Annotated in this window: 22 protein-coding genes; 16 read left to right on the forward strand and 6 right to left on the reverse strand. The window is 73.8% G+C overall.

Going from position 1 to position 24,525, the window contains the following annotated elements:
* The first annotated feature begins 12 nt into the window (after positions 1-12).
* Positions 13-447 carry an IS200/IS605 family transposase gene (tnpA, locus tag ACFT41_RS09490; protein ID WP_377613789.1) on the forward strand — a complete coding sequence of 145 codons (435 nt, stop codon included), beginning with the start codon at positions 13-15 and terminating at the stop codon, positions 445-447.
* Here tnpA and ACFT41_RS09495 read toward each other — a convergent pair.
* The gene (locus tag ACFT41_RS09495; RefSeq protein ID WP_377584761.1) at positions 426-785 is read right to left on the reverse strand and encodes a hypothetical protein; all 360 of its coding nucleotides are present in this window, start codon (positions 783-785) and stop codon (positions 426-428) included. The genes tnpA and ACFT41_RS09495 overlap by 22 nt on opposite strands.
* Before the next feature lie 246 nt (positions 786-1,031).
* Here ACFT41_RS09495 and ACFT41_RS09500 point away from each other — a divergent pair, with 246 nt between their 5' ends.
* From ACFT41_RS09500 to ACFT41_RS09525, 6 genes are all read left to right on the forward strand, one after another.
* Positions 1,032-1,799 carry an SGNH/GDSL hydrolase family protein gene (locus ACFT41_RS09500; RefSeq protein WP_377584586.1) on the forward strand — a complete coding sequence of 256 codons (768 nt, stop codon included), beginning with the start codon at positions 1,032-1,034 and terminating at the stop codon, positions 1,797-1,799.
* A 2-nt stretch (positions 1,800-1,801) separates the two neighbouring features.
* Positions 1,802-2,248 carry a hypothetical protein gene (locus ACFT41_RS09505; protein ID WP_377584589.1) on the forward strand — a complete coding sequence of 149 codons (447 nt, stop codon included), beginning with the start codon at positions 1,802-1,804 and terminating at the stop codon, positions 2,246-2,248.
* A 39-nt stretch (positions 2,249-2,287) separates the two neighbouring features.
* Complete coding sequence (locus ACFT41_RS09510; protein WP_377584591.1) at positions 2,288-3,193, forward strand: sulfurtransferase; 906 nt, start codon at positions 2,288-2,290, stop codon at positions 3,191-3,193.
* Between the two features lie 84 nt (positions 3,194-3,277).
* The gene (locus ACFT41_RS09515; protein WP_377584594.1) at positions 3,278-5,065 is read left to right on the forward strand and encodes an HSP90 family protein; all 1,788 of its coding nucleotides are present in this window, start codon (positions 3,278-3,280) and stop codon (positions 5,063-5,065) included.
* Positions 5,066-5,074: 9 nt separating this feature from the next.
* Entirely contained in the window at positions 5,075-7,912 is a 2,838-nt protein-coding gene (locus ACFT41_RS09520; RefSeq protein ID WP_377584597.1) for a hypothetical protein, read from the forward strand.
* 203 nt (positions 7,913-8,115) lie between these two features.
* On the forward strand, positions 8,116-8,739 hold the full coding sequence (locus tag ACFT41_RS09525; RefSeq protein WP_377584600.1) for a TetR/AcrR family transcriptional regulator: 624 nt from the start codon (positions 8,116-8,118) through the stop codon (positions 8,737-8,739).
* Positions 8,740-8,843: 104 nt separating this feature from the next.
* Here the strand turns inward: ACFT41_RS09525 and ACFT41_RS09530 are convergent, their stop codons facing one another.
* On the reverse strand, positions 8,844-9,107 hold the full coding sequence (locus ACFT41_RS09530) for a hypothetical protein (RefSeq protein ID WP_377584603.1): 264 nt from the start codon (positions 9,105-9,107) through the stop codon (positions 8,844-8,846).
* Entirely contained in the window at positions 9,107-9,385 is a 279-nt protein-coding gene (locus ACFT41_RS09535) for a hypothetical protein (protein WP_377584606.1), read from the reverse strand. The genes ACFT41_RS09530 and ACFT41_RS09535 overlap by 1 nt, the downstream gene beginning before the upstream one ends.
* Before the next feature lie 268 nt (positions 9,386-9,653).
* Between ACFT41_RS09535 and ACFT41_RS09540 the strand changes: the two genes are divergently transcribed.
* The 4 genes from ACFT41_RS09540 (at position 9,654) to ACFT41_RS09555 (ending at position 13,335) form a co-directional block, all read left to right on the forward strand.
* On the forward strand, positions 9,654-10,421 hold the full coding sequence (locus ACFT41_RS09540) for a helix-turn-helix domain-containing protein (protein ID WP_377584608.1): 768 nt from the start codon (positions 9,654-9,656) through the stop codon (positions 10,419-10,421).
* A complete protein-coding gene (locus tag ACFT41_RS09545) occupies positions 10,412-10,603 on the forward strand; it encodes a DUF397 domain-containing protein (RefSeq protein ID WP_377584611.1) in 192 nt (63 codons plus the stop codon). Before ACFT41_RS09540 ends, ACFT41_RS09545 begins: the two co-directional genes overlap by 10 nt.
* Positions 10,604-10,782: 179 nt before the next feature.
* A complete protein-coding gene (locus ACFT41_RS09550; protein ID WP_377584613.1) occupies positions 10,783-12,120 on the forward strand; it encodes an acetyl/propionyl/methylcrotonyl-CoA carboxylase subunit alpha in 1,338 nt (445 codons plus the stop codon).
* 294 nt (positions 12,121-12,414) lie between these two features.
* On the forward strand, positions 12,415-13,335 hold the full coding sequence (locus ACFT41_RS09555) for a hydroxymethylglutaryl-CoA lyase (RefSeq protein WP_377584616.1): 921 nt from the start codon (positions 12,415-12,417) through the stop codon (positions 13,333-13,335).
* Between the two features lie 104 nt (positions 13,336-13,439).
* Here the strand turns inward: ACFT41_RS09555 and ACFT41_RS09560 are convergent, their stop codons facing one another.
* Complete coding sequence (locus ACFT41_RS09560; RefSeq protein WP_377584619.1) at positions 13,440-14,015, reverse strand: snapalysin family zinc-dependent metalloprotease; 576 nt, start codon at positions 14,013-14,015, stop codon at positions 13,440-13,442.
* A gap of 218 nt (positions 14,016-14,233) precedes the next feature.
* Between ACFT41_RS09560 and ACFT41_RS09565 the strand changes: the two genes are divergently transcribed.
* The 3 genes from ACFT41_RS09565 (at position 14,234) to ACFT41_RS09575 (ending at position 19,819) form a co-directional block, all read left to right on the forward strand.
* Positions 14,234-15,766 carry an acyl-CoA carboxylase subunit beta gene (locus tag ACFT41_RS09565; RefSeq protein ID WP_377584622.1) on the forward strand — a complete coding sequence of 511 codons (1,533 nt, stop codon included), beginning with the start codon at positions 14,234-14,236 and terminating at the stop codon, positions 15,764-15,766.
* A gap of 133 nt (positions 15,767-15,899) precedes the next feature.
* Entirely contained in the window at positions 15,900-17,054 is a 1,155-nt protein-coding gene (locus ACFT41_RS09570) for an acyl-CoA dehydrogenase family protein (protein WP_377584625.1), read from the forward strand.
* Positions 17,055-17,212: 158 nt separating this feature from the next.
* A complete protein-coding gene (locus ACFT41_RS09575) occupies positions 17,213-19,819 on the forward strand; it encodes an ATP-binding protein (RefSeq protein WP_377584628.1) in 2,607 nt (868 codons plus the stop codon).
* A 320-nt stretch (positions 19,820-20,139) separates the two neighbouring features.
* Here ACFT41_RS09575 and ACFT41_RS09580 read toward each other — a convergent pair whose 3' ends face one another.
* The gene (locus ACFT41_RS09580; RefSeq protein WP_377584631.1) at positions 20,140-20,640 is read right to left on the reverse strand and encodes a MarR family winged helix-turn-helix transcriptional regulator; all 501 of its coding nucleotides are present in this window, start codon (positions 20,638-20,640) and stop codon (positions 20,140-20,142) included.
* A 100-nt stretch (positions 20,641-20,740) separates the two neighbouring features.
* Between ACFT41_RS09580 and ACFT41_RS09585 the strand changes: the two genes are divergently transcribed.
* Together ACFT41_RS09585 and ACFT41_RS09590 are read left to right on the forward strand one after the other, a co-directional pair.
* Entirely contained in the window at positions 20,741-21,322 is a 582-nt protein-coding gene (locus tag ACFT41_RS09585; RefSeq protein ID WP_377584634.1) for a YceI family protein, read from the forward strand.
* Positions 21,323-21,611: 289 nt separating this feature from the next.
* Complete coding sequence (locus ACFT41_RS09590) at positions 21,612-23,090, forward strand: glutamate--cysteine ligase (protein WP_377584637.1); 1,479 nt, start codon at positions 21,612-21,614, stop codon at positions 23,088-23,090.
* 72 nt (positions 23,091-23,162) lie between these two features.
* On the opposite strand, the gene ACFT41_RS09595 is transcribed toward ACFT41_RS09590, so the two are convergent.
* Positions 23,163-24,425 (reverse strand): hypothetical protein, encoded by a 1,263-nt coding sequence (locus tag ACFT41_RS09595; RefSeq protein WP_377584639.1) that lies wholly within the window; start codon positions 24,423-24,425, stop codon positions 23,163-23,165.
* Positions 24,426-24,525 lie beyond the last annotated feature (100 nt).

A 24,525-nucleotide genomic window follows, 5' to 3' on the forward strand; every position in this document is an offset into this window, starting at 1 on the left:
CCATGTTGGTTTATGGCCGAACTTCAAGACATCCGCACTGGAAGACACTGTGTCTTCGCCATGCACGTCCATTTGGTCTTCGTGACGAAGTTCCGGCACAAGGTGTTCACTGACCGGCACCTCACCCGGATGGAGCAGATCATGCGGGACGTGTGCGCCGACTTCGAAGCCGAGCTAGTCGAGTTCAACGGCGAGAACAACCACGTGCACCTCCGGGTCAACTTCCCGCCCAAGGTGGCCGTGGCCCGCCTGGTCAACTCACTCAAGGGCGTCTCGTCACGGCGGCTGCGACAGGAGTTCCCCGACCTGGTGCGCCACTACTACCGGGCCAACAAGCTCTGGTCAGGCTCATACTTCGCAGGCTCCGCCGGCGGCGCACCGCTGAGCGTCATCAAGCAGTACATCGAGCAGCAGAACCGTCCCGGTCAAAGCACTGCTCGGGCCTGACGGCCCTCCCAGCACGGGCCTTCACCCCCGGCCTGAAGGCCGGAGCACTGGCCCGCATTCTGGTAGCAGCCCATGGTGGGGCGGACCGGCTTGCCGGCCGGGCCGAGCACGTCGACGGCGAACGCGTCGGTGTAGCGCCGGCCGAGCTGGAAGATGTGCCCGACCTCGATCCCGCGCCGCATCGTCACCAGCTTGCCCAGCGGCAGCCAGGTGTAGCCGCCCGAGGCGGCGCGACGGACGTAGCCGGCGCGCAGCAGGAGCCGGTGGCTCGGCACCTCCGCGTCCGCCGGGTCCTCGCGCAGGGTCCGTAGCAGCAGGGTGGACATACGCAACAACATCAGCGCAGCGTACGACCGCGGTGACCGGCCGGCGAGGCGGTTTGCCGGTGGGAGGCCGCCCGCCTGCCGGTGGTTGCCGGCCTGCCCGGCTGCTGGCGCTCCGGGTGATGAACTCCCTCACGTTCCCGGAGCCGAGACGCCGGGTGTGGGTGGTCGGTGCCAGACTGTCTGACGTTAAGAAGGGGTCCCTATACAACCGTAGGCGTTAACAGGGGGCCCTTCCTTGCCGGCAAGGCGGAGGGTTCGGTGGGCTGGCGCAGTTTCGTGGCGGTGGGGGACAGCTTCACCGAGGGGATGGACGACGCGTATCCGGACGGCACCTACCGGGGCTGGGCGGACCTGGTGGCCACCCGGCTCGCCGCCGGGGCCGGCCCCGACTTCCGGTACGCGAACCTGGCGATCCGGGGTCGACTCTTCCCCAACGTGGTGGCCGAGCAGGTGCCGGCCGCGCTGGCGATGAAGCCCGACCTGATCAGCTTCGCGGCCGGCGGCAACGACGTGCTGCGCCGCACCTTCGACCCGGACGCGCTGATGGCCCGCTTCGACGACGTGGTCCGGCAGCTCCGCTCCGGCGGCGCGGACGTGCTGCTGTTCCGGTTCGCCGACGTGATGGCCCGGCTGCCCGGTCAGCGCCTCGTCGCCCCCCGGGTGCAGCTGCTCAACCAGGCCGTCGGGGAGACCGCCGAGCGGCACGGCGCGATCCTGGTCGACCTCTACGCCGACGACACCTTCCTCCACCCGATGCTCTGGAGCACCGACCGGCTGCACCTGTCGGCGGCGGGGCACCGGCGGGTCGCCGGGCAGGTGCTGACCGCGCTCGGGGTCGGCTGCGACGAGGACTGGCTGCTGGTCCCGCCGCACCCCGCGCCGACGCCGTGGCTGGCCGCCCGCGCCGCCGACCTGCGTTGGGCGGGCCGGCACCTGGCCCCGTGGCTCAAGCGCCGGCTCACCGGCCGGTCGTCCGGCGACACCGTCACCGCGAAGCGGCCGGTGCTCGGCCCGGTCCCCGACTGACCGTGCGGACCATCCACGCCGCGCCACTGCTGCGGCACACCCTCGACGACCGGCCGGTCGCCGACACGGCGGTGCTGGTGACCGGGGACCGGATCGAGGCGGTGGCGCCGATCGGTGAGCTGACGGCCGCGTACCCCCAGGTGCGGGTGCGGCGGTGGGCCGGCGTGCTCGGGCCGGCGCTGGTGCACGACGGGCCGCCGCCGCCCGCCCCCACCCCGCGCGAACGGGTGCACGCCCTGTTCCGGCTCGGGGCCGCCGCGGCGCTCGCCGCCCACGTGACCGAACCCGGGCTGCGGGCCGCCGCCGCCCGCAACGGGGTCGCGCTGCTGTCGTCCGTACGCCCGCCCGCGCTGGTCACCGGCGGCCGGGCCGACCTGGCCGTCTTCGCCGACGACGGGAGCTGCGTCGCCACGGTGGTCGCCGGCCGCCTCGTGCACCGCCGCGCCTGACCCCGCCCCGGCGGCTTGGTAGCGGCGTAGGTTGGGCTCATGCCCGTGCCGAGTGATCCGAACCCCCGCCTCCAGTCGTACGCCGACCCGCAGCGGCTCGTCACCTCCGACTGGCTCGCCGAGCACCTGGGCGACGAGGGCCTCGTCGTGGTCGAGTCCGACGAGGACGTGCTGCTCTACGACACCGGGCACATCCCGGGCGCCGTGAAGGTCGACTGGCACACCGAGCTCAACGACCAGGTGACCCGGGACTACCTGGACGCGGCGAGCTTCGCCGAGCTGTGCGCCGCCAAGGGCATCGGCCGCGACGACACGGTCGTCTTCTACGGCGACAACTTCAACTGGTGGGCGGCGTACGCGCTCTGGGTCTTCTCCCTCTTCGGGCACTCCGACGTGCGGCTGCTCGACGGCGGCCGGCAGAAGTGGGTCGCCGAGGGGCGGGAGCTGACCAGGGAGAAGGTCACCCGGCCGCGCGCCGCGTACCCGGTGCCGGAGCGCGACGACGCGCCGATCCGGGCGTACCGGGAGCAGGTGATGGCGCACGTCGCCGCCGGCAGGCCGCTGGTGGACGTGCGCTCGCCGGGCGAGTACACGGGCGAGATGCTGCACATGCCGGACTACCCCCAGGAGGGCGCGCTGCGCGGCGGGCACATCCCGGGCGCGGTGAGCAAGCCGTGGAAGTCGGCGGCGAACGACGACGGCACGTTCAGGTCGGCCGACGAGCTGCGGGCCATCTACGCCGACCAGCTCGGGCTGAGCCCGTCCGACGACGTGGTGGCATACTGCCGGATCGGCGAACGGTCCAGCCACACCTGGTTCGTGCTGCACCACCTGCTCGGCTACCCGCAGGTGCGCAACTACGACGGCTCGTGGACCGAGTGGGGCAACCTGGTCCGGGCACCCGTCGTGCAGGGCGACCAGCCGGGCGGCCTGACCACCGGCTGACCCGCCCGCCCTGGGACGGGGGCACCCGAGCGCCGGTGATCACCGGTACGGTGGGCGCCGGCATCGGACCGGGGAGCAGCAGCGTTGGACCGCACTTTCCAGGTCGACCTCCGAGGCGTGGTCGACCTGCTCAGCCATCACCTGTACGGCAGCCCACGGGTCTACGTCCGTGAGCTGATGCAGAACGCCGTGGACGCCATCACCGCGCGCCGGGCGACCGAGCCCGACGCCCCCGCGCTGGTGCGGATCTTCCCGCCCGAGCTGACCGGCGACGGGACGCTGCGGGTGCACGACACCGGCATCGGCCTCACCGAGGCGCAGGTGCACGAGCTGCTGGCCACCATCGGCCGTAGCTCCAAGCGGGACGAGCTGGGATTCTCCCGGCACGAGTTCCTCGGCCAGTTCGGCATCGGGCTGCTCTCCTGCTTCCTGGTGGCCGACGAGATCCGCGTCGTCACCCGGCACGCGGGCGAGCCGACCGTCCTCTGGACGGGCTACGCCGACGGCCGGTACGCCGTCGAGGTCGCCCCGGCCGGCCAGCAGCGCCCGGAGCCCGGCACGACGGTGACGCTGGTGCCGCGCCGCGACGCCGACCAGTGGTTCGGCACCGCGACCGTCACCGAGCTGGCCCGGCTCTACGGGGCGCTGCTGCCGGTCACCGTCCGGGTCGGCGACACGGTGACCACCACCGGCGGGCCGCCCTGGCCGACCGCCCCGGGCGCGGGCGTCGACCGGCCGGCCCTGACCCGCTACGCCCGGCAGCTGCTCGGCGTCGACCCGTTCGACGTGGTGCCGCTGTCGGTGCCCGAGGCCGGCCTGACCGGCGTCGCGTTCATCCTGCCGACCCCGGTGAACCCGGCGGCGCGGTCCGGCCACCGGGTGTACCTCAAGCGGATGCTGCTCACCGAGAATGCCGACGGGCTGCTGCCCGACTGGGCGTTCTTCGCCCACTGCGTGGTGGATGCCAGCGAGTTGCGGCCCACCGCCAGCCGGGAGGCGCTCTACGAGGACACCCTGCTCACCGCCACCCGGGAGGCCCTGGGCGGGCAGGTGCGCGGCTGGCTGGTCCGGCTGGCCCGGCACGACCCGCGCCGGCTCGCCGAGTTCCTCCAGGTGCACCACCTCGGTGTGAAGGCGCTCGCCCTGCACGACGACGAGATGCTGCGCCTGGTCGACCAGTGGTGGCCGATGGAGACCAACGTCGGCACCTCCACCCTGGCCGAGTTCCGGCAGCAGCACGGCCTGGTCCGGTACGCCGCCAGCCTGGACGAGTTCCGCCAGCTCGCGGCCGTCGCCGCCGCACAGGACCTGGCGGTGGTCAACGCCGGGTTCACGTACGACACGGAGCTGATCGAGCGGCTGCCGGCGGTCGACCGGTCGGTGCTCATCGAGCGGCTGGAGCCCAGCGACCTGGCCACCCGCTTCGACGCCCTCGACCCGGCCGTCGAACTGGCCCTGCGGCCGTTCCTCGCGGGGGCGCAGCGGGCCCTGGAACGGCTCGGCTGCGAGGTGGTGGTGCGGGCGTACGACCCGGTGTCGCTGCCCGCGCTCTACCTGGTCAGCCGGTCGGCGGCGTTCAACGACCAGCTCGCCGCGACCCGGGACGCGGCCGACGAGCTGTGGGGCGGGGTGCTCGACGCGCTCGCCGCGTCCGCCCCGCCGGACCGCCCGCAGCTCGTCCTCAACCACCGCAACCCGCTGGTGCGCCGGGTCACCACCCTCGACGATCCGGAGCTGGTCGGGCTCGCCGTCGAGGCGCTGTACGGGCAGGCCCTGCTGCTCGGGCACCACCCGATCCGCGCGGCCGACGCCGCGCTGCTGAACAGTTCCTTCCTCGGCCTGCTCGGCCGGGCCGTGCCGGGACGGGAGTGAGTGGCACCGATGAGTGACGACGAGCTGTGGCGGATGCTGCACGAGAGCACCGGCATGCCGTACGGCGCCGGGCGCACGGCCGCCCTGGAGCAGCTGCTGCGCCGCGCCGACGGCGGCGACGACCGGCACCTGGCGTTCGCCGTGCGGATGCAGGCCACCGCCGGGTACGTCTACGGCGGTGAGCCGGCGAAGTCCTTCGTCACCTTCTCCTGGTGCCTGGCCGAGTTCGACCGGGACCCGCAGCCCTACCACCAGCGCTATGCGCACCAACTCCTCTGGCACTTCAAGTACATGGTCAACGCCATGCTGAAGTTCCCCGAGCTGCCGCTGGACCGCACGTACGCGGCGCTCGACGACATGCAGCGCCGGTACGCCGGGGCGGGGCACAGCCTCCAGGCCGTGCACAAGCACCGCTACCTGGTCGCCGACCACGTGGGCGACGCCGAGGCCGCCGAGCGGTGGTACCGGGAGTGGCTGACCGCCCCGCGCGACGAGCTGTCCGACTGCGCCGGCTGCGACCCCACCACCCAGGTCGCCCACCTCGCCCACGTGGGCCGGCACGACGAGGCGGTGGCGCTGGCCGAGCCGGTCCTCGCCGGCCGGCTGACCTGCACGGAACAGCCGCAGGCGATCCTCACCGCGCTGCTGGTGCCGTACCTGCGCTCGGGGCGGGGCGACGCGGCGCGGGACGCGCACCGGGAGGCGTACCGGCGGCTGCGGGGCAACCTGTCGGACCTGTGGGACATCGGCGACCACGTCGAGTTCTGCACGCTGACCGGCAACGAGGCGCGGGCCGTGGAGATCGTCGAGCGGCACCTGGACTGGCTGGACCGCGCGCCCACCCCGGCCGCCGCGATGCACTTCGCGGCCACCGCCGCCGCCGCGCTGCGCCGGGCGGCCGAGGCCGGCGACGTCACCCTGCACCGGCGGGCGGCCGGCGACCGGCCGGCGGGCGAGGCGTCCGCCGCCGCGCTCGCCGCCGAGCTGGCCGACACGGCGACCGCGCTGGCCGCGCGGTTCGACGCCCGAAACGGCACGACCCACCAGTCGGAGTGGATCGCCCGGCGGTTGGCCGCCGGGTTCGGCGGCGAGCACCTGCCGCTGTCGGCCAGCCTCCGTCGTCGCCCGGCCCGCCGGCCCGAGCCGCCGGCGGTCCCGGCCCCGGCGGCCACCGTGCCGGCCGAGGCCACCGCCGACGAGCTGCTCGACCTGGCCGACGAGCGCTGGCGTACGCACGACCGGGCGGGCTTGGCCGCCGCGCTGGCCGCCTACGACGAGCGGTTCGGGGCGACCGGGCAGCCGCCCCGGGCGGCGGCGCGGCGGCTGGAGCTGCGGGCCGGCGAGCTGACCGACGCCGACGGCCCGCAGGCGGCGCTGGAGGCGAACCGGGCGGCGCTGGCCGCGTACCGGGAGCTGCCGGACCCGGTGCGGGAGCAGGTGGTCGCCGGCCGGCTCGGGGTGCTGCTCTGCCTGACGGGCGACGGCGAGGAGGGGCTGGCGCTGGCGCGAGGGTCCGCCGACTTCCTCGCCGGGCACGGCGACGCCCGGGAGCGGGCCGCCGCGCACGACCGGCTCGCCATCGCCTTGGCGCACCTGCACCGGTGGGAGGAGGCGCTGGCCGCCGCGGATCTGGCCGCCGCCGAGGCCGACGGCGACCCGTGGCTGGCCGCCCGGGTGGCGCTGCACCGCGCCCACGCCCTGGAGGAGCTGGAGCGGCCGGAGGAGTTCCGGGCCGCGACCGAGCTGGCCCGCCGGCTCGCCCGAAAGGTGGGCGTGGCCGAGCTGGTCACCGCCGCCACCCTGGCGTACGCGCGGGCGGCGGACGACCCGGCCGAGCGGGTGGCCGCCTGCGACGAGGCGCTGGAGACGGCCCCGGCGCAGGCCCGGTTGCCGGTGCGGGTGTTCCGGGCCCGGGCCCTGCTCGGCGCGGACCGGGCGGCCGAGGCGGTGGAGGACTTCGCCGAGGCGGTGACCCTCTGCGTGGAGCAGGGTGCCGACGGGGACGCCTTCCTGCGCTGGGAGCTGGCGAGCGCGTACCGGGTCGCGGGGCGGCCGGCGGAGGCGGCCGAGGTGGCGGAGGAGGCGGTGCTCGGGCTGGACCGGCTCGGGGCGCAGGCCGAGGCGGACCGCTGCCGGCACCTGCTGGCCGGGATCTACGTCGACCTCGGTGAGCTGGAGCCGGCGCTGGCCCTGCTCGACCAGCTCGCCCGCAACCTCGACGGGCCGGACAACCTGCCGCACCGGGCGCAGGTGCTGGAGGAGGCCGGCGGCCTGCTCTACGACGCCGACCGGGACGCGTTGGCCGCGCAGCGGTTCGCCGAGGCGGCCACCGCCTACCGGCTGGCTGGGGCACCGGTCGACGAGCTGCGAGCCCGCCGCCGGGAGGCCGAGGCCCTGAACTGGTCCAGCGACGTGCCGGCGGCGCTGCGCGCCGTCGAGGTGGTGGACGGGCTCGCCGCCGCGCTGGCCGGCCGGCCGGAGGTGCCGCCGGTGGTGACGTACGAGGTGGCGCTCGTGGCCGAGGCCGGGGCCCGGGTGCTGGCCGCCGACGACCGGCCGGACGAGGGGCTGGACCGGCTGGCCGGGGTGCCGGCCCGGCTGCGGTCGATCGAGGCGTTCGGCGAGGCGGCCCGGGTGGAGCTGCTCGGCGGCGAGCTGCTGGTGCGCGCGGGCCGGCCGGGCGAGGCGGAGCCGCTGCTGCGGGAGGTGCTCGGCGGCCTGCCTCCGGGCTCCCGTCCGGCGTCCCAGGCGGCGTGGCTGCTCGCCCGGGTGCTCGACGAGCTGGGCCGCCCGGACGAGGCGGCGGCGGTCCGCGCGGAGCACGACCTGCCCGGCGACGACGACTGACTGTGAGCATGGCGGGCACGGCCCGACGGCCGGCGGGCCGCGCGGGCCGCCGGGCCGGCGCGGCCGGGCGGTTGATGGGCCGGGCGGTTGATGGGCCGGGCGGGTTGATGGGCCGGGCGGGTTGATGCGGCCGGGCGGGCGGTGAGGCGACCGACGGGTAACCGAGGCGACACGCCGCACCGGGCCGGGTCTACGCTTGCCCGGTGACGGTGGAACAGCGGGCACGGGGGGCGGCGGGCGGCGTGGCTGGCACTGGGCGACGGCGGTCGCGGCGGGACGAGATCCTGGAGATCGCGGTCGGGCTCTTCGCCGCGCGGGGATACCACGGCGTGTCGATGGACGACATCGGCGCGGCGGCGGGCGTCACCGGCCCCGCCCTCTACCACCACTTCGCCGGCAAGGAGGCGATGCTGGCTGCCGCGCTGATCCCGGTCAGCGAGGGGCTGCTCGCCGGCGGGCAGGAGCGCGCCGCCGGTCATTCCGACGAGCCACGGGGCGTGCTGGAGTCGCTGATCGACTTTCACGTCGAGTTCGCGCTGGCCAACCCGGCCGTGATCGCCCTGCACCTGCACGAGCTGGACCGGTTGCCGGACGAGCCGCGCCGCCGGATCCGCCGGCTCCAGCGGCTCTACGTGGAGCAGTGGGTGACGGTGCTGACCGCGCTGCACCCGGGCCTGCCCGACGGCGAGGCGCGGGTGCTGGCGCACGCCGCGTTCGGCCTGATGAACTCGACGCCGTTCCTCGGTGGCGAGGTGGACCGGCAGCGGCGGGCCGCGTTGCTGCGCGCCGCCACCCTGGCCGCCCTCCTCGCCGAGGCCGACGCCTAGGGCCTGTCGCACCCCCACGATCCGTCGTCGTCGCGCACCACCGGCGATTCTTGGACAGTTACTGTTCATTCTTGACGACAACTGTCCAAGATCCAGGCGGGCGGTCAGTGGCGCTCGGTCCGGCGGGGGCGGGTCGGGGACAGCCAGCCGAGGAACCGGGCGTGCATCGCGGCCTTGTCGGGCCGGCCGCCGAGCCGGTACATGTCGTCCATGGCATCGTGCATCGTGGCGGCCAGGTAGAACGCGAGCGCGACGGTGTGGCCGTGGAACTCGGTGGGCAGGTCGAGCCGCGCGGGCGGGCAGGGCCACTGGGCGGCGCAGACCCGGCAGAGCCAGGCGGGGCGCATCGGCAGGTGCGGGCGGGGCATCAGGGCACCCGGGTGGGGCTCGTGCCTCGGGCCGGTGCGGCCTGCCGCAGGGCCACGGTGAGCCGGTGCAGCCCCTCGCGCAGCACGAACAGTTCGCGCTTGGCGACGGCGTCGCCCCTGGCGTCCAACTCGTACGCCTCGATCCACGTCCAGCCGTGGTAGGTGTGCCGGTCCTTCACTTCGCGGATGACCCGCACGGTGATCGGCTTGACGAACTGCGGGCTCGCGGCGCGGGTCAGGTGCAGCACGTCGCCCGGGTCGATCGGCCGGTCGATCACCGTCGCCTCCCGGCCCCGGCGGTTGCCGGTGCGGTGGGTCCTTCTCGGTTCGGCATCTGCTTCCCCTGTCCGTGGCCGTTGGAGAGGGGGCCGCCCGCGCTTGGTGTGCAGGACCGACCGGGCGGCCCCCTCGACGAACGCGGGCAGGGGGCTCCTCTGCCAGCCCGACCCACGCCGTCCCCAAACAACCTGTCGCATAGTGACAGGACGCGAACACAGCGTTAGGATAGGACTTCGGGACGTTCAGGACGTTGAGGTAGGAGAAGCAGTGAATCATGGGTTGATTGCGGCCATGGCCCAAGCTGGCGAAACAGCAGAGAGCCTCGCAGCTCAGGTAGGGGTGGATCCAAAGACCGCTCAGCGATGGGTAAGCCTGGGACGCATACCGAGGCCGCAGCGTCGCTCGCAGCTCGCAGCTATCCTCGGTCGGGACGTAGAGGACCTTTGGCCGGATGTCCTGAAGCGTCGTGAGCCGGCGTGGTTCCGGCCATGGGTGGAAATCGAGCGCGAGGCCGTCGCGCTGCGCGGATTTCAACTCGCCTGGGTGCCGGGCCTCCTACAGACCGAGGCGTACGCGCGGGCGACCGTCGAAGGCGAGGGCCTGTCACCATCCGAGGTCGACGAGTTGGCGGCGACGCGGCTCGCTCGTCAGGCGATCCTGCGACGGCACGGTGGCCCGCTGTACGTCGCCGTCATCGACGAGGGCGTCCTCCGCCGCGCCCGCCCCGATGCCCGCGAGCTGATGGCGGCACAGGTGGAGCACCTGGTGGAGTGCGCGCAGCTCCCCTCGGTGCAGATCCACATCGTGCCGGCGTCCGCCGGGATGTACCCGGGCTTCGGCGGCCCGTTCACTCTCGCCGAGTTGTCTGATGGGGCGCGCGTGGCATACGTCGACAGCCAGGCGCAGGCACAGATTCTGGAGCAAGGGGCGGATCTTGTTACCCTGGAGCGACGGTGGGAACGCATCCGGGGCGAGTCCCTGTCTCGGTCGCAGTCTCTGGACCTCCTGCGGGAAGCGGCGGCAGCATGGACATGAACGACGCGCAGTGGCGTAAGTCAACGAAGAGCGGCAACAACCAGGGCGACTGCGTCGAGGTCGCCGACAACCTGCCCGGCGTCGTCCTCGTCCGCGACACGAAGGACCGCGCCGGCGGGACCCTCTCCTTTTCGCCGGCCTCGTGGCGCGACTTCGTCGAGTTGGCGAAGCGCGTCGCCTGACCCGCTCACCCGCAGCCCCTCGACCCGCAGGCCCTCGCATACGCCGGGGCCTGTTCTATTTCTACAACAGCTCGACACGGGCTGCTGAATCTGCCCCTGTGCTACGCGCTTGACTCGTGGGCGGCCCGTCACCCATGGTTCCCTGGCATCGTCCCCACCCCTGGACGCTGGAGGAGAACATGATCGAATCGCTGCTGGTGGCCAACCGCGGCGAGATCGCCCGTCGGATCATCCGAACCGCGAACCGGCTCGGAATCCGCGCGATCGCGGTGCACTCGGAGGCCGACGCCGGCCTGCCGTTCGTGACCGAGGCCGACGAGGCTGTCTGTGTGGGTCCGGCGAACCCGGCCCAGAGCTACCGGAACGTCGACGCCATCCTCGCCGCCGCCAAGTCGACCGGCGCGCAGGCGATCCACCCCGGTTACGGCTTCCTGTCGGAGAACGCCGACTTCGCCCGTACCGTCGAGAGCAGTGGGCTGATCTGGGTCGGGCCCGGCGCGGACGCGATCACCGCGATGGGCGACAAGATCAACGCCCGGAACCTGATGGCGGCTGCCGGGGTGCCGGTCGCGCCCGGCACCACCGAACCGGCCGCCGACCTCGACGCGGCGGTCGCCGCCGCCGCGCAGATCGGCTACCCGGTGATGGTCAAGGCTGCGGCGGGCGGCGGCGGCATGGGCATGGGCGTGGCCGTCGACGAGGCCGCGCTGCGCACCGAGTACGACAAGGTGCGCGCGTTCGCCGAGCGGATGTTCGGGGACGGGTCGGTGCTGATCGAGCGGTACTTCCCCCGGGTGCGGCACGTCGAGGTGCAGATTCTCGGCCTTGCCGACGGCCGGGTGGTGGCGCTCGGCGAGCGGGAGTGCTCGGTGCAGCGGCGCAACCAGAAGCTCGTCGAGGAGTCCCCGTCCCCGGCGGTCTCGCCGGAGCTGCGGGCGCGGCTCCTGGCCGCCGCCGTGCGGGCCGGCGAGGCGGTGGGTTACCGCAACGCGGGTACGGTGGAGTGCCTGCTCGATCCCGCCACGCAGGAGTTCTTCTTCCTGGAGATGAACACCCGGCTCCAGGTCGAGCACCCCGTCACCGAGCTGGTCTATGGCGTGGACCTGGTGGAGGAGCAGCTGCGGGTCGCCGCCGGCCTCGCGCCGACGTTCGACCCGGACGCGCTCGCCCCGCGCGGCCACGCCATCGAGCTGCGGATCAACGCCGAGGACCCGAAGCGGTTCCTGCCCGGCCCCGGCGCGATCACGACGTGGCGCGAACCTGCCGGCGACGGCGTGCGGGTCGACTCCGGCTACGTCGCCGGCAACACGGTCACCCCGTTCTACGACAGCCTGCTGGCCAAGCTCATCGTCAGCGGCGGGGACCGGGCGGAGGCCCTCGCGCGGGCCCGCGCCGCGGTCGCCGAATTCGAAGTGGCCGGCCCCAAGTGCAACCTCCCCTTCTTCGCCGAGCTGCTGGAGAACGAGGAGTTCCTCTCCGGCAACTACGACACCACCATCGTCCCCCGCATGCGCTGACCCACCGCTTCGCCTCGTTGATCGCCTTGTTGATCAAGAGGTTTGCGTCACCGTTCATGCCGGATCCTGACGCAAACCTCTTGGTCAACTTCGCGGGCGGGCCGGGACAGGCCGGCCAGGGGGCGGGGCGTCGGCGGGCCGGCCTGGCGTCTGGTCCCGGCCTGGCGTCTGGTCCCGGCGTTCTGGTTGTCTGGAGGGACCATTGGTCGTCCGGCGTCGCCCCGTCGGCCGCCCCCACAAGGGGCGGCGGCGCGTGCGGCACCCCCGGCGGCCCGACGTCACAGCGAGGTGACCATGAGCCAGATGCCAGCGGCGGTCTCGATCCGGGAGGTCGGGCCGCGCGACGGGCTCCAGAACGAGGAGCCCATCCCGACCGACGCCAAGGTGCGGTTGATCGACGCGCTCTCCGGCACCGGCGTGCGCCGCATCGAGGCGGTGTCGTTCGTGCGCCCCAAGGCGATTCCGCAGATGGCCGACGCGGACGAGGTGTGGCGGCGGGCCGCGAAGGTCGACGGGGTGCGCTACTCGGCGCTGGTGCCGAACACCCGGGGCGCTCAACGGGCCCTGGCGGCCGGGTTCACCGAGATCGAGGTGGTCGTCTCGGCCAGCGACACGCACAACCGGCGCAACGTCAACCGGTCCACCGCCGAGTCGCTCGACGACATCGCCGAGCTGATCGACCTGCTGCACGGTGCCGGTGCCACCGCCGAGGTGATCGTGGCGACCAGCTTCGGCTGCCCGTACGAGGGGGATGTCGACCCGGCGCGGGTCGCCGGCATCGTCGACCGGGTGGTCCGCGACGGCGCGGACCGGGTCGCGTTCGGCGACACCACGGGCATGGGCACGCCGCGCCGGGTCCGCGAGCTGATCAGCGCGGTACGGGACCGCAATGCGCACGTCCCCGTGCTGCTGCACTTCCACAACACCCGGGGCACGGCGCTGGCCAACGTGCTGACCGCCCTGGAGCTGGGGGTGACCGAGTTCGACGCCAGCGTCGGCGGCCTCGGCGGCTGCCCGTACGCGCCGGGGGCCAGCGGCAACCTGGCCACCGAGGAGGCGGTGCACATGCTGCACGACATGGGCATCGACACCGGCATCGACCTGGCGGCCCTCATCGAGGTGGCGGAACTGGCCGAGCGCCTGCTCGGCAAGAAGCTCCCCTCCGGCGTCCTGCGGGCGGGCCCGCGCACCCGGCTGACGCCACTGCCGGCCTGACGGGCAGGGAGACGCGACGGGAGGGGCGGGAGACTCGGGGGAGGGGCGGGAGACACGACGGGAGGGGCCGGCGGCGTGCCGGCCCCTCCGGTGTTCGCGGTCGGTCAGCCCACCGGGGCGAGCGCGGCGGGCCAGCTGTCGCGGAAGACGGCCGCCCCGCTGCTGTCCGTGCCCCGCTCGGTGGCGCTGCGGGTGCCGGCGAACAGGCTGGTCACCCGGCTCGCCTCGGCGCTGCTCGGGTACGGGTTGGTGCAGCTGGTGCCGGCGCTGCCGCCGGACATCAGGATCGCGCAGTTGCCGTTGTAGTTGTCCGGCAGGCCGAGGATGTGCCCGATCTCGTGGGTCATGATCCGCAGCGGGCTGTACTGCGCGGCCTGCTGCGTGTCGATGTAGACGCGGCCGTTGCCGAGGCTGGTCCGCACGGCGTACGAGCCGCCGCCGGTGATCTGGTAGATCCGGAGGTTGGTGCCGCAGTTCGCGGTGAGCGTCAGGTTCGATGTGGCGTTGTTCCAGATCGTGGCGGCCTGGTTGGCGATGCTGGCGTAGCTCGGCGCCTGGCTGGTGTTGTAGCAGATGGTCATGGCGGCGGACGCGGGCGACGGGCTGGCGAGGGTGACGCCGAGGGTGGCACCGGCCGTCGCGACCATCGCGACCAGGGTCCGGCTGATTCGTGAGGCCATCGCTGACTCCAATCCGGAAGGGGGTGGCGGAAGCCTAGCCATAATTATCTATTCATTTCAATATTTGGATCATTGGTACGGTTGGTCGGCGGCGTGCCCGACGCTCGGCCCACCCGGGGTCGCCGACGGGGTGGCGGATGAGCTACCCTAACGATCGTTCAGGGCGGCCGGTGCGCCCGCGCGGCGGCCGGCACGGGTGGCGGCAATGGGGAGTCGGCGTGACGCTCGACGGTGAGGCACTGGAGCAGCTGCGTAAGCGCGCCCGGGTCGGCGGTGCGGACAAATACCACGCGGCCAACGCCGCCAAGGGCAAGCTCTTCGCCCGCGAGCGGGTGGTGCTCCTGGTCGACGAGGGCTCGTTCGTCGAGGACGGCCTCTACGCCAACGCGCTGGCCGAGGGCCTGCCCGCCGACGGCGTCGTCACCGGCACCGCCATCATCGACGGCCGGCCGGTCTGCCTGATGGCCAACGACTCCACGGTCAAGGCGGGCAGCTGGGGCGCGCGCACCGTGGAGAAGATCATCCGGATCATCGAGCGGGCCTACTCGACCGGCGTGCCGATGGTCTACCTGGTCGACTCGGCCGGCGCGCGGATCACCGACCAGGTCGACCTGTTCCCCGGCCGACGCGGCGCCGGCAAGATCTTCTGGAACCAGGTCCGCGCCTCCGGCTCGATCCCGCAGGTGTGCGCGCTGTTCGGGCCGAGCGCGGCCGGCGGGGCGTACATCCCGGCGTTCTGCGACGTGGTGGCGATGGTCGACGGCAACGCCAGCATGTATCTCGGCTCCGACCGGATGGTCGAGATGGTGACCGGCGAGAAGACCACCCTGGAGGCGATGGGCGGCGCGAAGGTGCACTGCACCGAGTCCGGCGTCGGGCACTTCCTCTGCAAGACCGAGGCCGAGGCGCTCGACGTGGTCCGCCGCTACCTGTCCTACCTCCCGGCGAACTGGACCCAGCCGCCGCCGGCCGCCGAGGCGACCCTCGCGCCGGCCAAGGCCGATCTGGCCGCACTCGTGCCGGCCAGCGAGCGGCAGGCGTTCGACATGCGCCGGTACGTCAAGGGCCTGCTCGACGACGGCAGCTTCTTCGAGATCCAGGCACTCTGGGCCAGGGAGCTGACGATCGGCTTCGGCCGGCTCGACGGCGAGGTCGTCGGCGTCGTCGGCAACAACTCGATGTTCAAGGGCGGGGTGCTCTTCGTCGACTCGGCCGACAAGGCGACCCGGTTCGTGCAGCTCTGCGACGCGTTCAACGTGCCGCTGCTGTTCCTGTCCGACGTGCCCGGGTTCATGGTGGGCAGCGCGGTGGAGAAGCAGGGCATCATCCGGCACGGGGCCAAGATGATCACGGCGATCTCCGAGGCGACGGTGCCGAAGATCTGCGTGGTGGTGCGCAAGGCGTACGGCGCGGGCCTCTACGCGATGGCCGGCCCCGGCTTCGAGCCCGACGCGACGATCGCCCTGCCCACCGCGAAGATCGCGGTGATGGGCGCGGAGGCGGCCGTCAACGCCGTCTACGCCAACAAGATCGCCGCCATCGCCGACGAGGCGGAACGGGCCGCCTTCGTCGCCGCACGGCGCGCCGAGTACGAGCGCGACATCGACGTCGTCCGCCTCGCCAGCGAGCTGGTGGTCGACGCGATCGTCGAGCCGCACGAGCTGCGCGCCGAGCTGGTCCGCCGGTACGCCGCCGCCCGCACCAAGGACCGACACTTCTCCCGCCGCAGACACGGCGTCACCCCGGTCTGACCGCCGCACCCCCGGACGAGCACCACCACCGCGACGCCGGGGCCACCACTGTGACGGCCACCACCGCGACCCAGGACACCCCGTCCGTCGGCGTCACGAGCGCCCGACGGAGGACTGCGTACAGGAGGAACCGATGGACTTCCGGCTCACCGAGGAGCAAGAGGCGCTGCGGGAAAGCGTGCGGGACTTCGCCCGCGAAGTGGTCGCCCCGGTCATCGCCGAGCACTACGAGAAGCACACCTTCCCGTACGAGGTGATCCGGCAGATGGGCAAGATGGGCCTGTTCGGCCTGCCCGTTCCCGAGGAGCACGGCGGCATGGGCGGCGACTACTTCGCGCTCTGCCTGGCCCTGGAGGAGCTGGCCCGGGTCGACTCCAGCGTGGCGATCACCCTGGAGGCGGCCGTCTCCCTCGGCGTGATGCCGATCTTCCGCTTCGGCACGGCCGAGCAGAAGGAGCGGTGGCTGCCGAGACTGGTCAGCGGCGAGGCCCTCGCGGCCTTCGGCCTCACCGAGCCCGGCACCGGGTCGGACGCCGGTGGCACCCAGACCCGGGCCGTCCTCGACGAGTCCACCGACGAGTGGGTGATCAACGGCTCGAAGGCGTTCATCACCAACTCGGGCACCGACATCACCGCCCTGGTCACGGTCACCGCCGTCACGGGCACCCGGCCGGACGGGTCGAAGGAGCTGTCCACGATCATCGTCCCGTCCGGCACCCCCGGCTTCGCGGTCGCCCCGGGCTACTCCAAGGTCGGCTGGACCGCCTCGGACACCCACGAGCTGACCTTCGACGACTGCCGGGTGCCGGCGGCCAACCTGCTCGGCGAGCGCGGCCGGGGCTTCGCCCAGTTCCTGCGCATCCTCGACGAGGGCCGCATCGCCATCGCCGCCCTGGCCGTCGGCCTCGCCCAGGGCTGCGTCGACGAGTCGATCAGGTACGCGGGCCAGCGCCAGGCGTTCGGCCAGCCGATCGGCAACTACCAGGCCATCCAGTTCAAGATCGCCGACATGGAGCTGAAGGCGCACACCGCCCGCCTGGCCTACTACGACGCCGCCGCCCGGATGCTGGCCGGCGAGCCGTTCAAGCGGCAGGCGGCGATCGCGAAGCTGCACGCCAGCACGATCGCCGTGGACAACGCCCGCGAGGCGACCCAGATCCACGGCGGCTACGGCTTCATGAACGAGTACCCGGTGGCCCGCTTCTGGCGGGACTCGAAGATCCTGGAGATCGGCGAGGGCACCAGCGAGGTCCAGCGCATGATCATCGCCCGCGACCTCGGCCTGTGAAAGGAAGGGCCCCCTATTAACGCCTGCGGTAGAGAAGGGTCCCCTTCTCACGCCGCACGTCCCCCGCGCGGGGCGCGGTGGGATACCCGTGCCGGTCGGCGTCGGCAGGGCGACGGTTGGCTGCCGGCCGTCACACCCGATCCGTACCCTTCCTGCCCATGACTCCCGATCATGACCGTCCGCCTGGCGCGGACGGTCGTACCGGACTGTCGGCCCTGCTGCGCGCCCACCGACGCGCCGCCGGCCTCACCCAGGCCGAGCTGGCGGCCCGCGCGGGGGTCGGGGTGCGGACGGTCCGCGACCTGGAGCGGGGTCGGTCCGCGCGACCGCAGCGGACCACCATCGACCTGCTGGCCGGCGCCCTCGGCCTCGCCGGTGCGGCCCGGGCGGCGTTCGTCGCCGCCGCCCGGGGGACGGCCCCGGCCGATCCCGCCCGCGCGGCCGACGAACCACCCGCCGCCCCGCCGCCGTCGGTCCCCCACGCGGTCGGCGTCGGGCCGCCGTCGGCCGCCCACCCCGGGGGTACGCCGATCGCGCTCCCGCCTCCCGTCGAGCTGATCGGCCGGGAGCGGGACGTCGCCGAACTCGTCGAACTGCTCACCGCCGACCACGGCCCGCAGGTGGTCAGCCTGGTCGGGCTGGCCGGGGTGGGCAAGACGGCGCTGGCCCTGGCGGTCGCCCACGCCGTCGCCGGGCGGGCTCCGGGCGAGGTCGCCGGAGTGCTCGTCGGGGAGGGCTCGGATCCGGCCGACGTGCTCTCCGCTGCGGCGGCGGCCTTCGGCGCGGCCCGCGCGTCCGACCTCGCGATCCGGCTCGCCGCCCGTCCGGCGCTGCTGCTGATCGACGCGGTGGAGCGGGCGCCGGACCCGGTGGCCGGGGCGCTGCACCGGCTCGCGGGGGCGGTGCCCACGCTGCGGGTGCTGGTCACCGGGCGGCACCCGGTGGGCGTGCCCGGCGAGCGGGTCTGGCCCGTACCGCCGCTGGACGTGCCCCCGCCAGAGCTCGACCCGGCCGGGCCGGACGTGCTGGCGGGCTACCCGGCGGTGGCGCTGTTCACGGCGCGGCTGGCCCGGGTGCGGCGGGAACCGCCGGACCCGGCCGAGCTGCCGGCCCTCGCCGCGCTGGCCCGCCGGTTGGGTGGGCTGCCCCTCGCCATCGAGCTGATGGCCGCCCGGGGGCGCATCCTCGACCTCAACGAGCTGCTCGACCGGTACGGTGACCGCGTCCTCGACCTCGCCACCGCGCCGGCCCAGCGGCCCGGGCCCGGGTGGACGGCGGGAGGCGGGGCGACGGTCACGCTGCGGGACGCGGTGGCCGCCAGTTACCGCCTCCTCGCCCCGGACGAGCGGGCCGCCCTGCGTCGGCTCTCCGCGTTCCGCAATCGCTGGTCCGTGGAGCTGGCCGAGGAGATGCTGGCCGAGGACGCCGACCCGGAGGGCACGGTCTCGGTCGACCCGGTGCCGCTGCTGGACCGGTTGCTCCAGCTCGGGCTGCTGAGCGTCCGGGGGACCGGCCCGTTCCGGTTCCGGCTGCTCGACGCGGTGCGGGAGTTCGCCGCCGAACAGGCCATCGGGGCCGGGGAACGATACGTCGTCCGGCGGCGGCACGCCGAGGTCTTCGCGCGGCTGGTGGCCCGGACGGCCCTCGATCTCGCCGGCCCGCAGCTGACCTCGGCCGTGCGCCGGCTGGACGAGGCGACCGGCGACATCACCGCGGCGCTGGCCCACGCCGCCGTCGACGACCCGTCGACCGCGCTTCGGCTGGCCGTCGGGCTGGCCCGATGGTGGCGGTTCCGGGGCCGGGACGTCGTCGGGCGGCAGTGGCTGCGGAGGCTGCTGGCCGACCCGCGTACCGCCGACGCCGATCCGGGGCTGCGCGCCTGGGCGGCGCTCGGCGCGGCCCGGCTGGCCGTCGAACACGGCGCGGCGGAGCAGGAGTTGCCGGCGGCGCGGGACGCCTGGGCCGTCCTCCACCGGGCCGGTGACGTGGCCGGGGAACTGGAGGCGCGGGCGGTGCTCTGCGCGTTGCTGGTCGCGACCGGGGGGCACGACGAGGCGCGCGAGCAGGCCGCTGCCGTCCTCGCCCTGGCCACCCGGCACGGGCGGTTGCGCGACATGGCCGTGGCGCAGAACGGCCTCGCCTGGCACGACATCCGGGTGGGCGACCTGGCCGGGGCCCGTCGTCGCCTGGCCGCCATGGACCGGCTGGCCGCCCAGTCCGGCGAGCGGCGGCTGCGCGTGCTGGCCCGGGCCAACCTGGCCGAGGTCACCCGACTGGAGGGCCGGTACGCCGATGCGGTGGAGCAGGGCCGCCGGGTGGTCGCCGGGCTGGCGGAGGTGGGCGACCCGGGGCACCGGCGGCGGACCCTCGGCACGATCGGGCTGGCGCTGGCCCAGGACGGGCGTCCCGACGAGGCGGCCGAGGTGCTGGCCGGCCTCCGCACCTGCGCGGCCGGTGATGCGGCGCTCGGTGCCGAGCCGCTGCGTGGCCGTCCAAGGGAGTCGCGGTTCGAGGACGGGATCTGCGCGCTCATCGAGGCGAACATCGCCCTGCACCGGGCCGACCGTGAGCTGGCGGCCGAGTGGTTCGCCGCTGCGGCGGAGGGAGCCGTCGCCGGCCAGGGTCGGCGGGACCTGGTGGAGGCTCTGGTCGGGCTCGCGGCGAGCACCCGGGACGCGGGTGTGCTCGACCGCCTCGACGGGGCCTGCCGGGAGAGCGGGATCAGCCTGCTGCCCCGGGAGGCCACGCTGCTGGCGCCGCTGTAGCGGCCTGGCCGACGCGAGCTGACCCGCCGGCGGGCAGCACACCGACCTGACCTGAGACGGCGGGACCTGACCTGCGGAGCGCCTGGGCGCCCGATCGGTCGGGCCCAGGATGGTTGGCGCGGGGGCGGCGCGAGCGAAGAAGCCCCCTGGTTTTACCCCTCGCTCATCGCCCGCGCCGGCACCCCCCGGTGCGCCCCCGCTGAGAGCACAGTAGCCACCTCCGGCGGGCCTATTTGTCCGCTTGCTGCCGCTTGTTGCCGGTGGGCGGGGAGGTTCTGCCGGTTTTTCTGCCGGTGCCGCCGCCCGTCCGCCGGTGTGGATCAGGCGCGGGGAGCCTCCGTCGGGGCCGGCTCGGTGCTGCCCGCGGTCGCACCCGGATGCACCGCATCGCGTACGCGCCGGAGGCCGTCGAGGACGGCGCGCAGCTCGTCCGGCCCCAACTGGCCGGTGAACCACTCTTCGATGATCCGTAGGTGCCCGGGGAGGGTCTCGTCCAGCCGCTGCAACCCGGCGGCGGTGACCACCGCGTACGAGCTGCGCCGGTCGGACGGGCAGGCCCGGCGGCAGAGCAGGCTGTCGCGTTCCATCCGGTCCACCACGCGGGTCACCCCGCTGGTGGAGAGCGAGGTTTGCGCGGCCAGGTCGGTCATGCGCAGCTGGTTGCCGGGCGAGCGGGCGAGGCGGGTGAGCACCTCGAACTCGACCGGGGAGAGCCCATGCTCCTCGAACTGGGCGGCGAACCGGGCCGACAGCCCGGCGTTCGCCTCGACGAGGAGACCGACGGCGGTGATCCGGGGGTCGTCGAACACGTTCTGGTCCACGCGCTCATCATAGCAATACTTGACACACGGAATATTGCCGTGTCTATAGTTGCTCCGTCAGTTGTTGGGTCACTGAACAATCTCTCCTGGAGGCAGCACCATGACCAGCAGCACCGGATCGGTCACCCGCGAGTGGGAAGGCCTCACGATCCCGGCGGCCGGCACCTACCTGCTGGACGTCGCCCACAAGCGGGTCGGGTTCGTCGCCCGGCACATGATGGTCAGCAAGGTTCGCGGTGAGTTCGCCGACGCGACCGCCACCATCACCATCGCCGAGGACCCGATGCAGTCCTCGGTCTCCGCGACCATCCAGGCCGCCAGCATCAGCACCGCGCAGGCCGACCGGGACGGCCACCTGCGCAGCCCCGAGTTCCTGGACGTCGAGGCCTTCCCGACCCTGGAGTACCGCAGCACGGGCGTGAAGTCCCGCGACGGCAACGAGTTCGTCCTCTCCGGTGAGCTGACCATCAAGGGCGTGACGCGCCCGGTGGAGCTGGAGGTCGAGTTCGAGGGCGTCGGCCGCAGCCCGTTCGGCCAGGACATCTTCGGTTTCTCCGCCAGCACCGAGATCGACCGCGAGGACTTCGGCCTGACCTGGAACGTCGCCCTGGAGACCGGTGGCGTGCTGGTCGGCAAGAAGATCAAGATTGAGATCGAGGGCGAGGGCGTCCGCCAGGCCTGACCGCCCCGCTCCACCGAGACCCGGGCCCGCGTCGCACCAGTCGACGCGGGCCCGCGGCCGTCCTCAGGGTGCGAATTGTCACGGCCCGCTCCTCCGCATGGACGGTGGCGCGCACCGCCACCTGGGTAGAGAGCCGATCAGGAGCGCGTTCCGGGCCGGTCACGGTCGCCGCCGAGGTGATCGCCCGGCCCCGGCCTCTGGCCCGGCGCGGGGGGCGCTTTTACCGTAGAAGGTTCACAATGTGCGCTGCGGGCGGCATGCCCCGTTGCGCCTCGCGCCGGGAGGACACATGGGCAAGGACGTCGAGCAGGGCGCCTTCTCCCGAGAGGACAGGGTCCGCTACCGGCAGAAGGTCCGGAGGTGCCTGGACGTCTTCGCGTTGATGCTGGACGACTTCAGCTTCGACGCCGACCGGCCGATGACCGGGCTGGAGATCGAGCTCAACCTGATGGACCCGGCCGCCGAGCCGGCGATGCGCAACGACGAGATCCTCGCGGACATCGGGGACCCGCTCTTCCAGACCGAGCTGGGCCGGTTCAACCTGGAGCTGAACGCCGAGCCCCGGCTCATCGAGGGCACCGGCTTCGCCGACTACGAACGTGACCTGCGCAGCAGCCTGGACCGGGCCGACGCGCGGGCGGCACCGTCTGACGCGCGGATCGTCCTGGTCGGCATCCTGCCCACCCTGACCGAGCGCCACCTGGTGGCCGACAACCTCTCCACCGCCGCCCGGTACCGGGTGCTCAACGACCAGATCGTGGGCGCCCGGGGCGAGGACATCGAGCTGGACATCCGCGGCGTCGAGCGGCTGCAGACGCACACCGACTCCATCGCCCCGGAGGCCGCCTGCACGAGCCTCCAGTTCCACCTCCAGGTCGCCCCGGACAGCTTCGCCGACTACTGGAACGCCTCCCAGGCCATCGCGGGGGTCCAGGTGGCGGTCGGGGCGAACTCCCCCTTCCTGTACGGCCGGCAGCTCTGGGCCGAAACCCGGATCGCCCTGTTCCAGCAGGCCACCGACACCCGCCCCGACGAGCTGAAGGCCCAGGGCGTACGCCCCCGGGTCTGGTTCGGTGAGCGCTGGATCACCTCGATCTTCGACCTGTTCGAGGAGAACGTCCGCTACTTCCCGCCGCTGCTGCCGATCTGCGAGGACGAGGACCCGGTCGAGGTCCTGCACGCCGGGGGTGTGCCCGAGTTGGCGGAGCTCCGGCTGCACAACGGCACGGTCTACCGCTGGAACCGGCCCGTCTACGACATCATGAACGGCCGCCCGCACCTGCGGGTGGAGAACCGGGTGCTGCCGGCCGGTCCGACCGTGGTCGACATGCTCGCGAACGCCGCCTTCTACTTCGGCCTGGCGCGGGGCCTGGCCGAGGCGGACCGGCCGATCTGGAGCCAGCTCACCTTCAGCTCCGCCGAGGAGAACTTCCACGCCGCCGCCCGGCGCGGGATGGACGCAGTCCTGCACTGGCCGCGCCTCGGGGACGTGCCGGTGACCAAGCTGGTGCTCGACACCCTGCTGCCGACGGCGGCCACCGGGCTGGACCGCTTCGGCGTCGCGCCCACCGAGCGGGACCGCCTGCTCGGCATCATCGAGCAGCGCTGCCGCACCGGCCGCAACGGCGCGGTCTGGCAGACCGAGACGGTCTGGGCCGCCGAGCACCACCGGGGCATGGAACGCGCCGCGGCCCTGCATCACATGGTGCAGCGCTACGCGGAGTTGCAGCGGGGCAACGAGCCGGTGCACACCTGGCCGGTCGACTGACCGGCACGCCGTGGTGCCGATGTCGCGGTAACCGGCGGGCGGGACACCGCCGTGTCGCCGGCACGAAGTCGATCACGCCTCCCGGTCGGCCTCCGTGCCGGTCGGTCGGGCCGGCCCGGGGCCGGTCGTCGCCGTCGCCTCCTCGGCCTCGCCAGCGTCCCCGGCCGCACCGGAGCGCTGCCGGGGCACCACCGGCGGCGCGGCGGAGCCGCGCCCGCCCACCACCGGCGGCTCGGGCCCGCCCGCCCGTCCTCCGGCGTCGCTTCCGGCGCTCCGGCGGGTCGCGGCCCGCTGGGCGAGCGCCGCCGTCAGCACCGAGCCGGCAAAGCCCAGCACGACGGCGTACGGGGCGGCCAGGTGCGCCGACACCTGCTCCCGGCCGAGCGCGGTCAGGCCGGGAACGGCCAGCAGGTACGTCAGCGCGACGAGGAGCGGGCCGGCCCCGCCGGAGGCCGCCGCCCCGAGCCGGTGCTCCGCCGACCGGGCGGCACGCCGCGCGCTCAGCGCCCCGATCAGCAGCGCCGAGCCGAGCGCCAGCAACGCACCGGGCCAGTAGAACCAGTCCCGGATCCAGAAGCTGGCCCGGTCGGCGCTGATCTGCCAGATTCCGAGCTGGGCGGTGGTCAGCCCACGCCTGGCGAGCACCCCGTCCACCACGGCGACCACGGCGAGGAGCCAGAGCCAGCCGCCGGTGGCGATCACGTTGGCCGCCACAGCCGGCGAGCGCAGCGCCCAGACCGCCACCAGCAGCCCGAGCAGCAGGCCCACCCCGGCGTACCCGACGGCCACGGCCTGCGGCTCGGCGACGCCGGGCACGTCCGCCATCCGTGCCGGCACGGCCACCAGTAGCACGGTGACCAGGGCGCCGACCGCGCCGGCCAGTGCCAACGCGATCGCTCCCGCCCCACGGGGGGAGCCGGTCTGCCCCGGCGCGGCGACCGGGTCGACGGCGTCGGCCACACCCGGCCCCGAGTCGGCCACGGCTGGCTCCGAGTCGGTCACACCCGGCCCCGAGTCGGCCACGGCTGGCTCCGAAGCGGCAACGGGCTCCGGGTCGGCCGTGGCCTCGTCCGGGTCGACCGCGGTCCGATCTTCTCCACGGGAGCCGGGACGCCGTAGCCGCTGGGCGCAGACCGCACCGGCGATCGTCGAGGTGGCCGAGATCCAGGTAGCCCACACGAGGCTCGCCACCCACGCGGCCTCGCCCGCGCCGACGCCCGACGCCGACCAGTTGATGATGCCCAGCCCGTAGCCGAAGCCCAGTTGGGCGGCGCCCGCGCCGGCAGCGACACCGATCGCGGTGGCGATCGATCCTCCCCAGCCCCGTCTGGCCATGCCCGGGAGCGTAACGCTCCGAGGTCGGACCGGCGAGCCGTGGCAGGGAACCCGGGCCGGGACGCCTGGCGCGACCCCGGTACGGTCGCCGGTGATGAGG

It is taken from the genome of Micromonospora sp. NPDC057141 (genome assembly GCF_042670805.1).
In the GTDB taxonomy this organism is placed as follows: domain Bacteria; phylum Actinomycetota; class Actinomycetes; order Mycobacteriales; family Micromonosporaceae; genus Micromonospora.

What these genes read in the sequence shown, in the direction of transcription:
- ACFT41_RS09555 (WP_377584616.1), top strand. Translation starts at nt 12,415, where the DNA reads ATGAGCCAGATGCCAGCGGCGGTCTCGATCCGGGAGGTCGGGCCGCGC.
- ACFT41_RS09585 (WP_377584634.1), top strand. Translation starts at nt 20,741, where the DNA reads ATGACCAGCAGCACCGGATCGGTCACCCGCGAGTGGGAAGGCCTCACG.
- ACFT41_RS09550 (WP_377584613.1), top strand. Translation starts at nt 10,783, where the DNA reads ATGATCGAATCGCTGCTGGTGGCCAACCGCGGCGAGATCGCCCGTCGG.
- ACFT41_RS09590 (WP_377584637.1), top strand. Translation starts at nt 21,612, where the DNA reads ATGGGCAAGGACGTCGAGCAGGGCGCCTTCTCCCGAGAGGACAGGGTC.
- tnpA (WP_377613789.1), top strand. Translation starts at nt 13, where the DNA reads ATGGCCGAACTTCAAGACATCCGCACTGGAAGACACTGTGTCTTCGCC.
- ACFT41_RS09530 (WP_377584603.1), bottom strand. Translation starts at nt 9,107, where the DNA reads ATGCCCCGCCCGCACCTGCCGATGCGCCCCGCCTGGCTCTGCCGGGTC.
- ACFT41_RS09520 (WP_377584597.1), top strand. Translation starts at nt 5,075, where the DNA reads ATGAGTGACGACGAGCTGTGGCGGATGCTGCACGAGAGCACCGGCATG.
- ACFT41_RS09570 (WP_377584625.1), top strand. Translation starts at nt 15,900, where the DNA reads ATGGACTTCCGGCTCACCGAGGAGCAAGAGGCGCTGCGGGAAAGCGTG.
- ACFT41_RS09575 (WP_377584628.1), top strand. Translation starts at nt 17,213, where the DNA reads ATGACTCCCGATCATGACCGTCCGCCTGGCGCGGACGGTCGTACCGGA.
- ACFT41_RS09560 (WP_377584619.1), bottom strand. Translation starts at nt 14,015, where the DNA reads ATGGCCTCACGAATCAGCCGGACCCTGGTCGCGATGGTCGCGACGGCC.
- ACFT41_RS09595 (WP_377584639.1), bottom strand. Translation starts at nt 24,425, where the DNA reads ATGGCCAGACGGGGCTGGGGAGGATCGATCGCCACCGCGATCGGTGTC.
- ACFT41_RS09495 (WP_377584761.1), bottom strand. Translation starts at nt 785, where the DNA reads ATGTTGTTGCGTATGTCCACCCTGCTGCTACGGACCCTGCGCGAGGAC.
- ACFT41_RS09545 (WP_377584611.1), top strand. Translation starts at nt 10,412, where the DNA reads ATGGACATGAACGACGCGCAGTGGCGTAAGTCAACGAAGAGCGGCAAC.
- ACFT41_RS09510 (WP_377584591.1), top strand. Translation starts at nt 2,288, where the DNA reads ATGCCCGTGCCGAGTGATCCGAACCCCCGCCTCCAGTCGTACGCCGAC.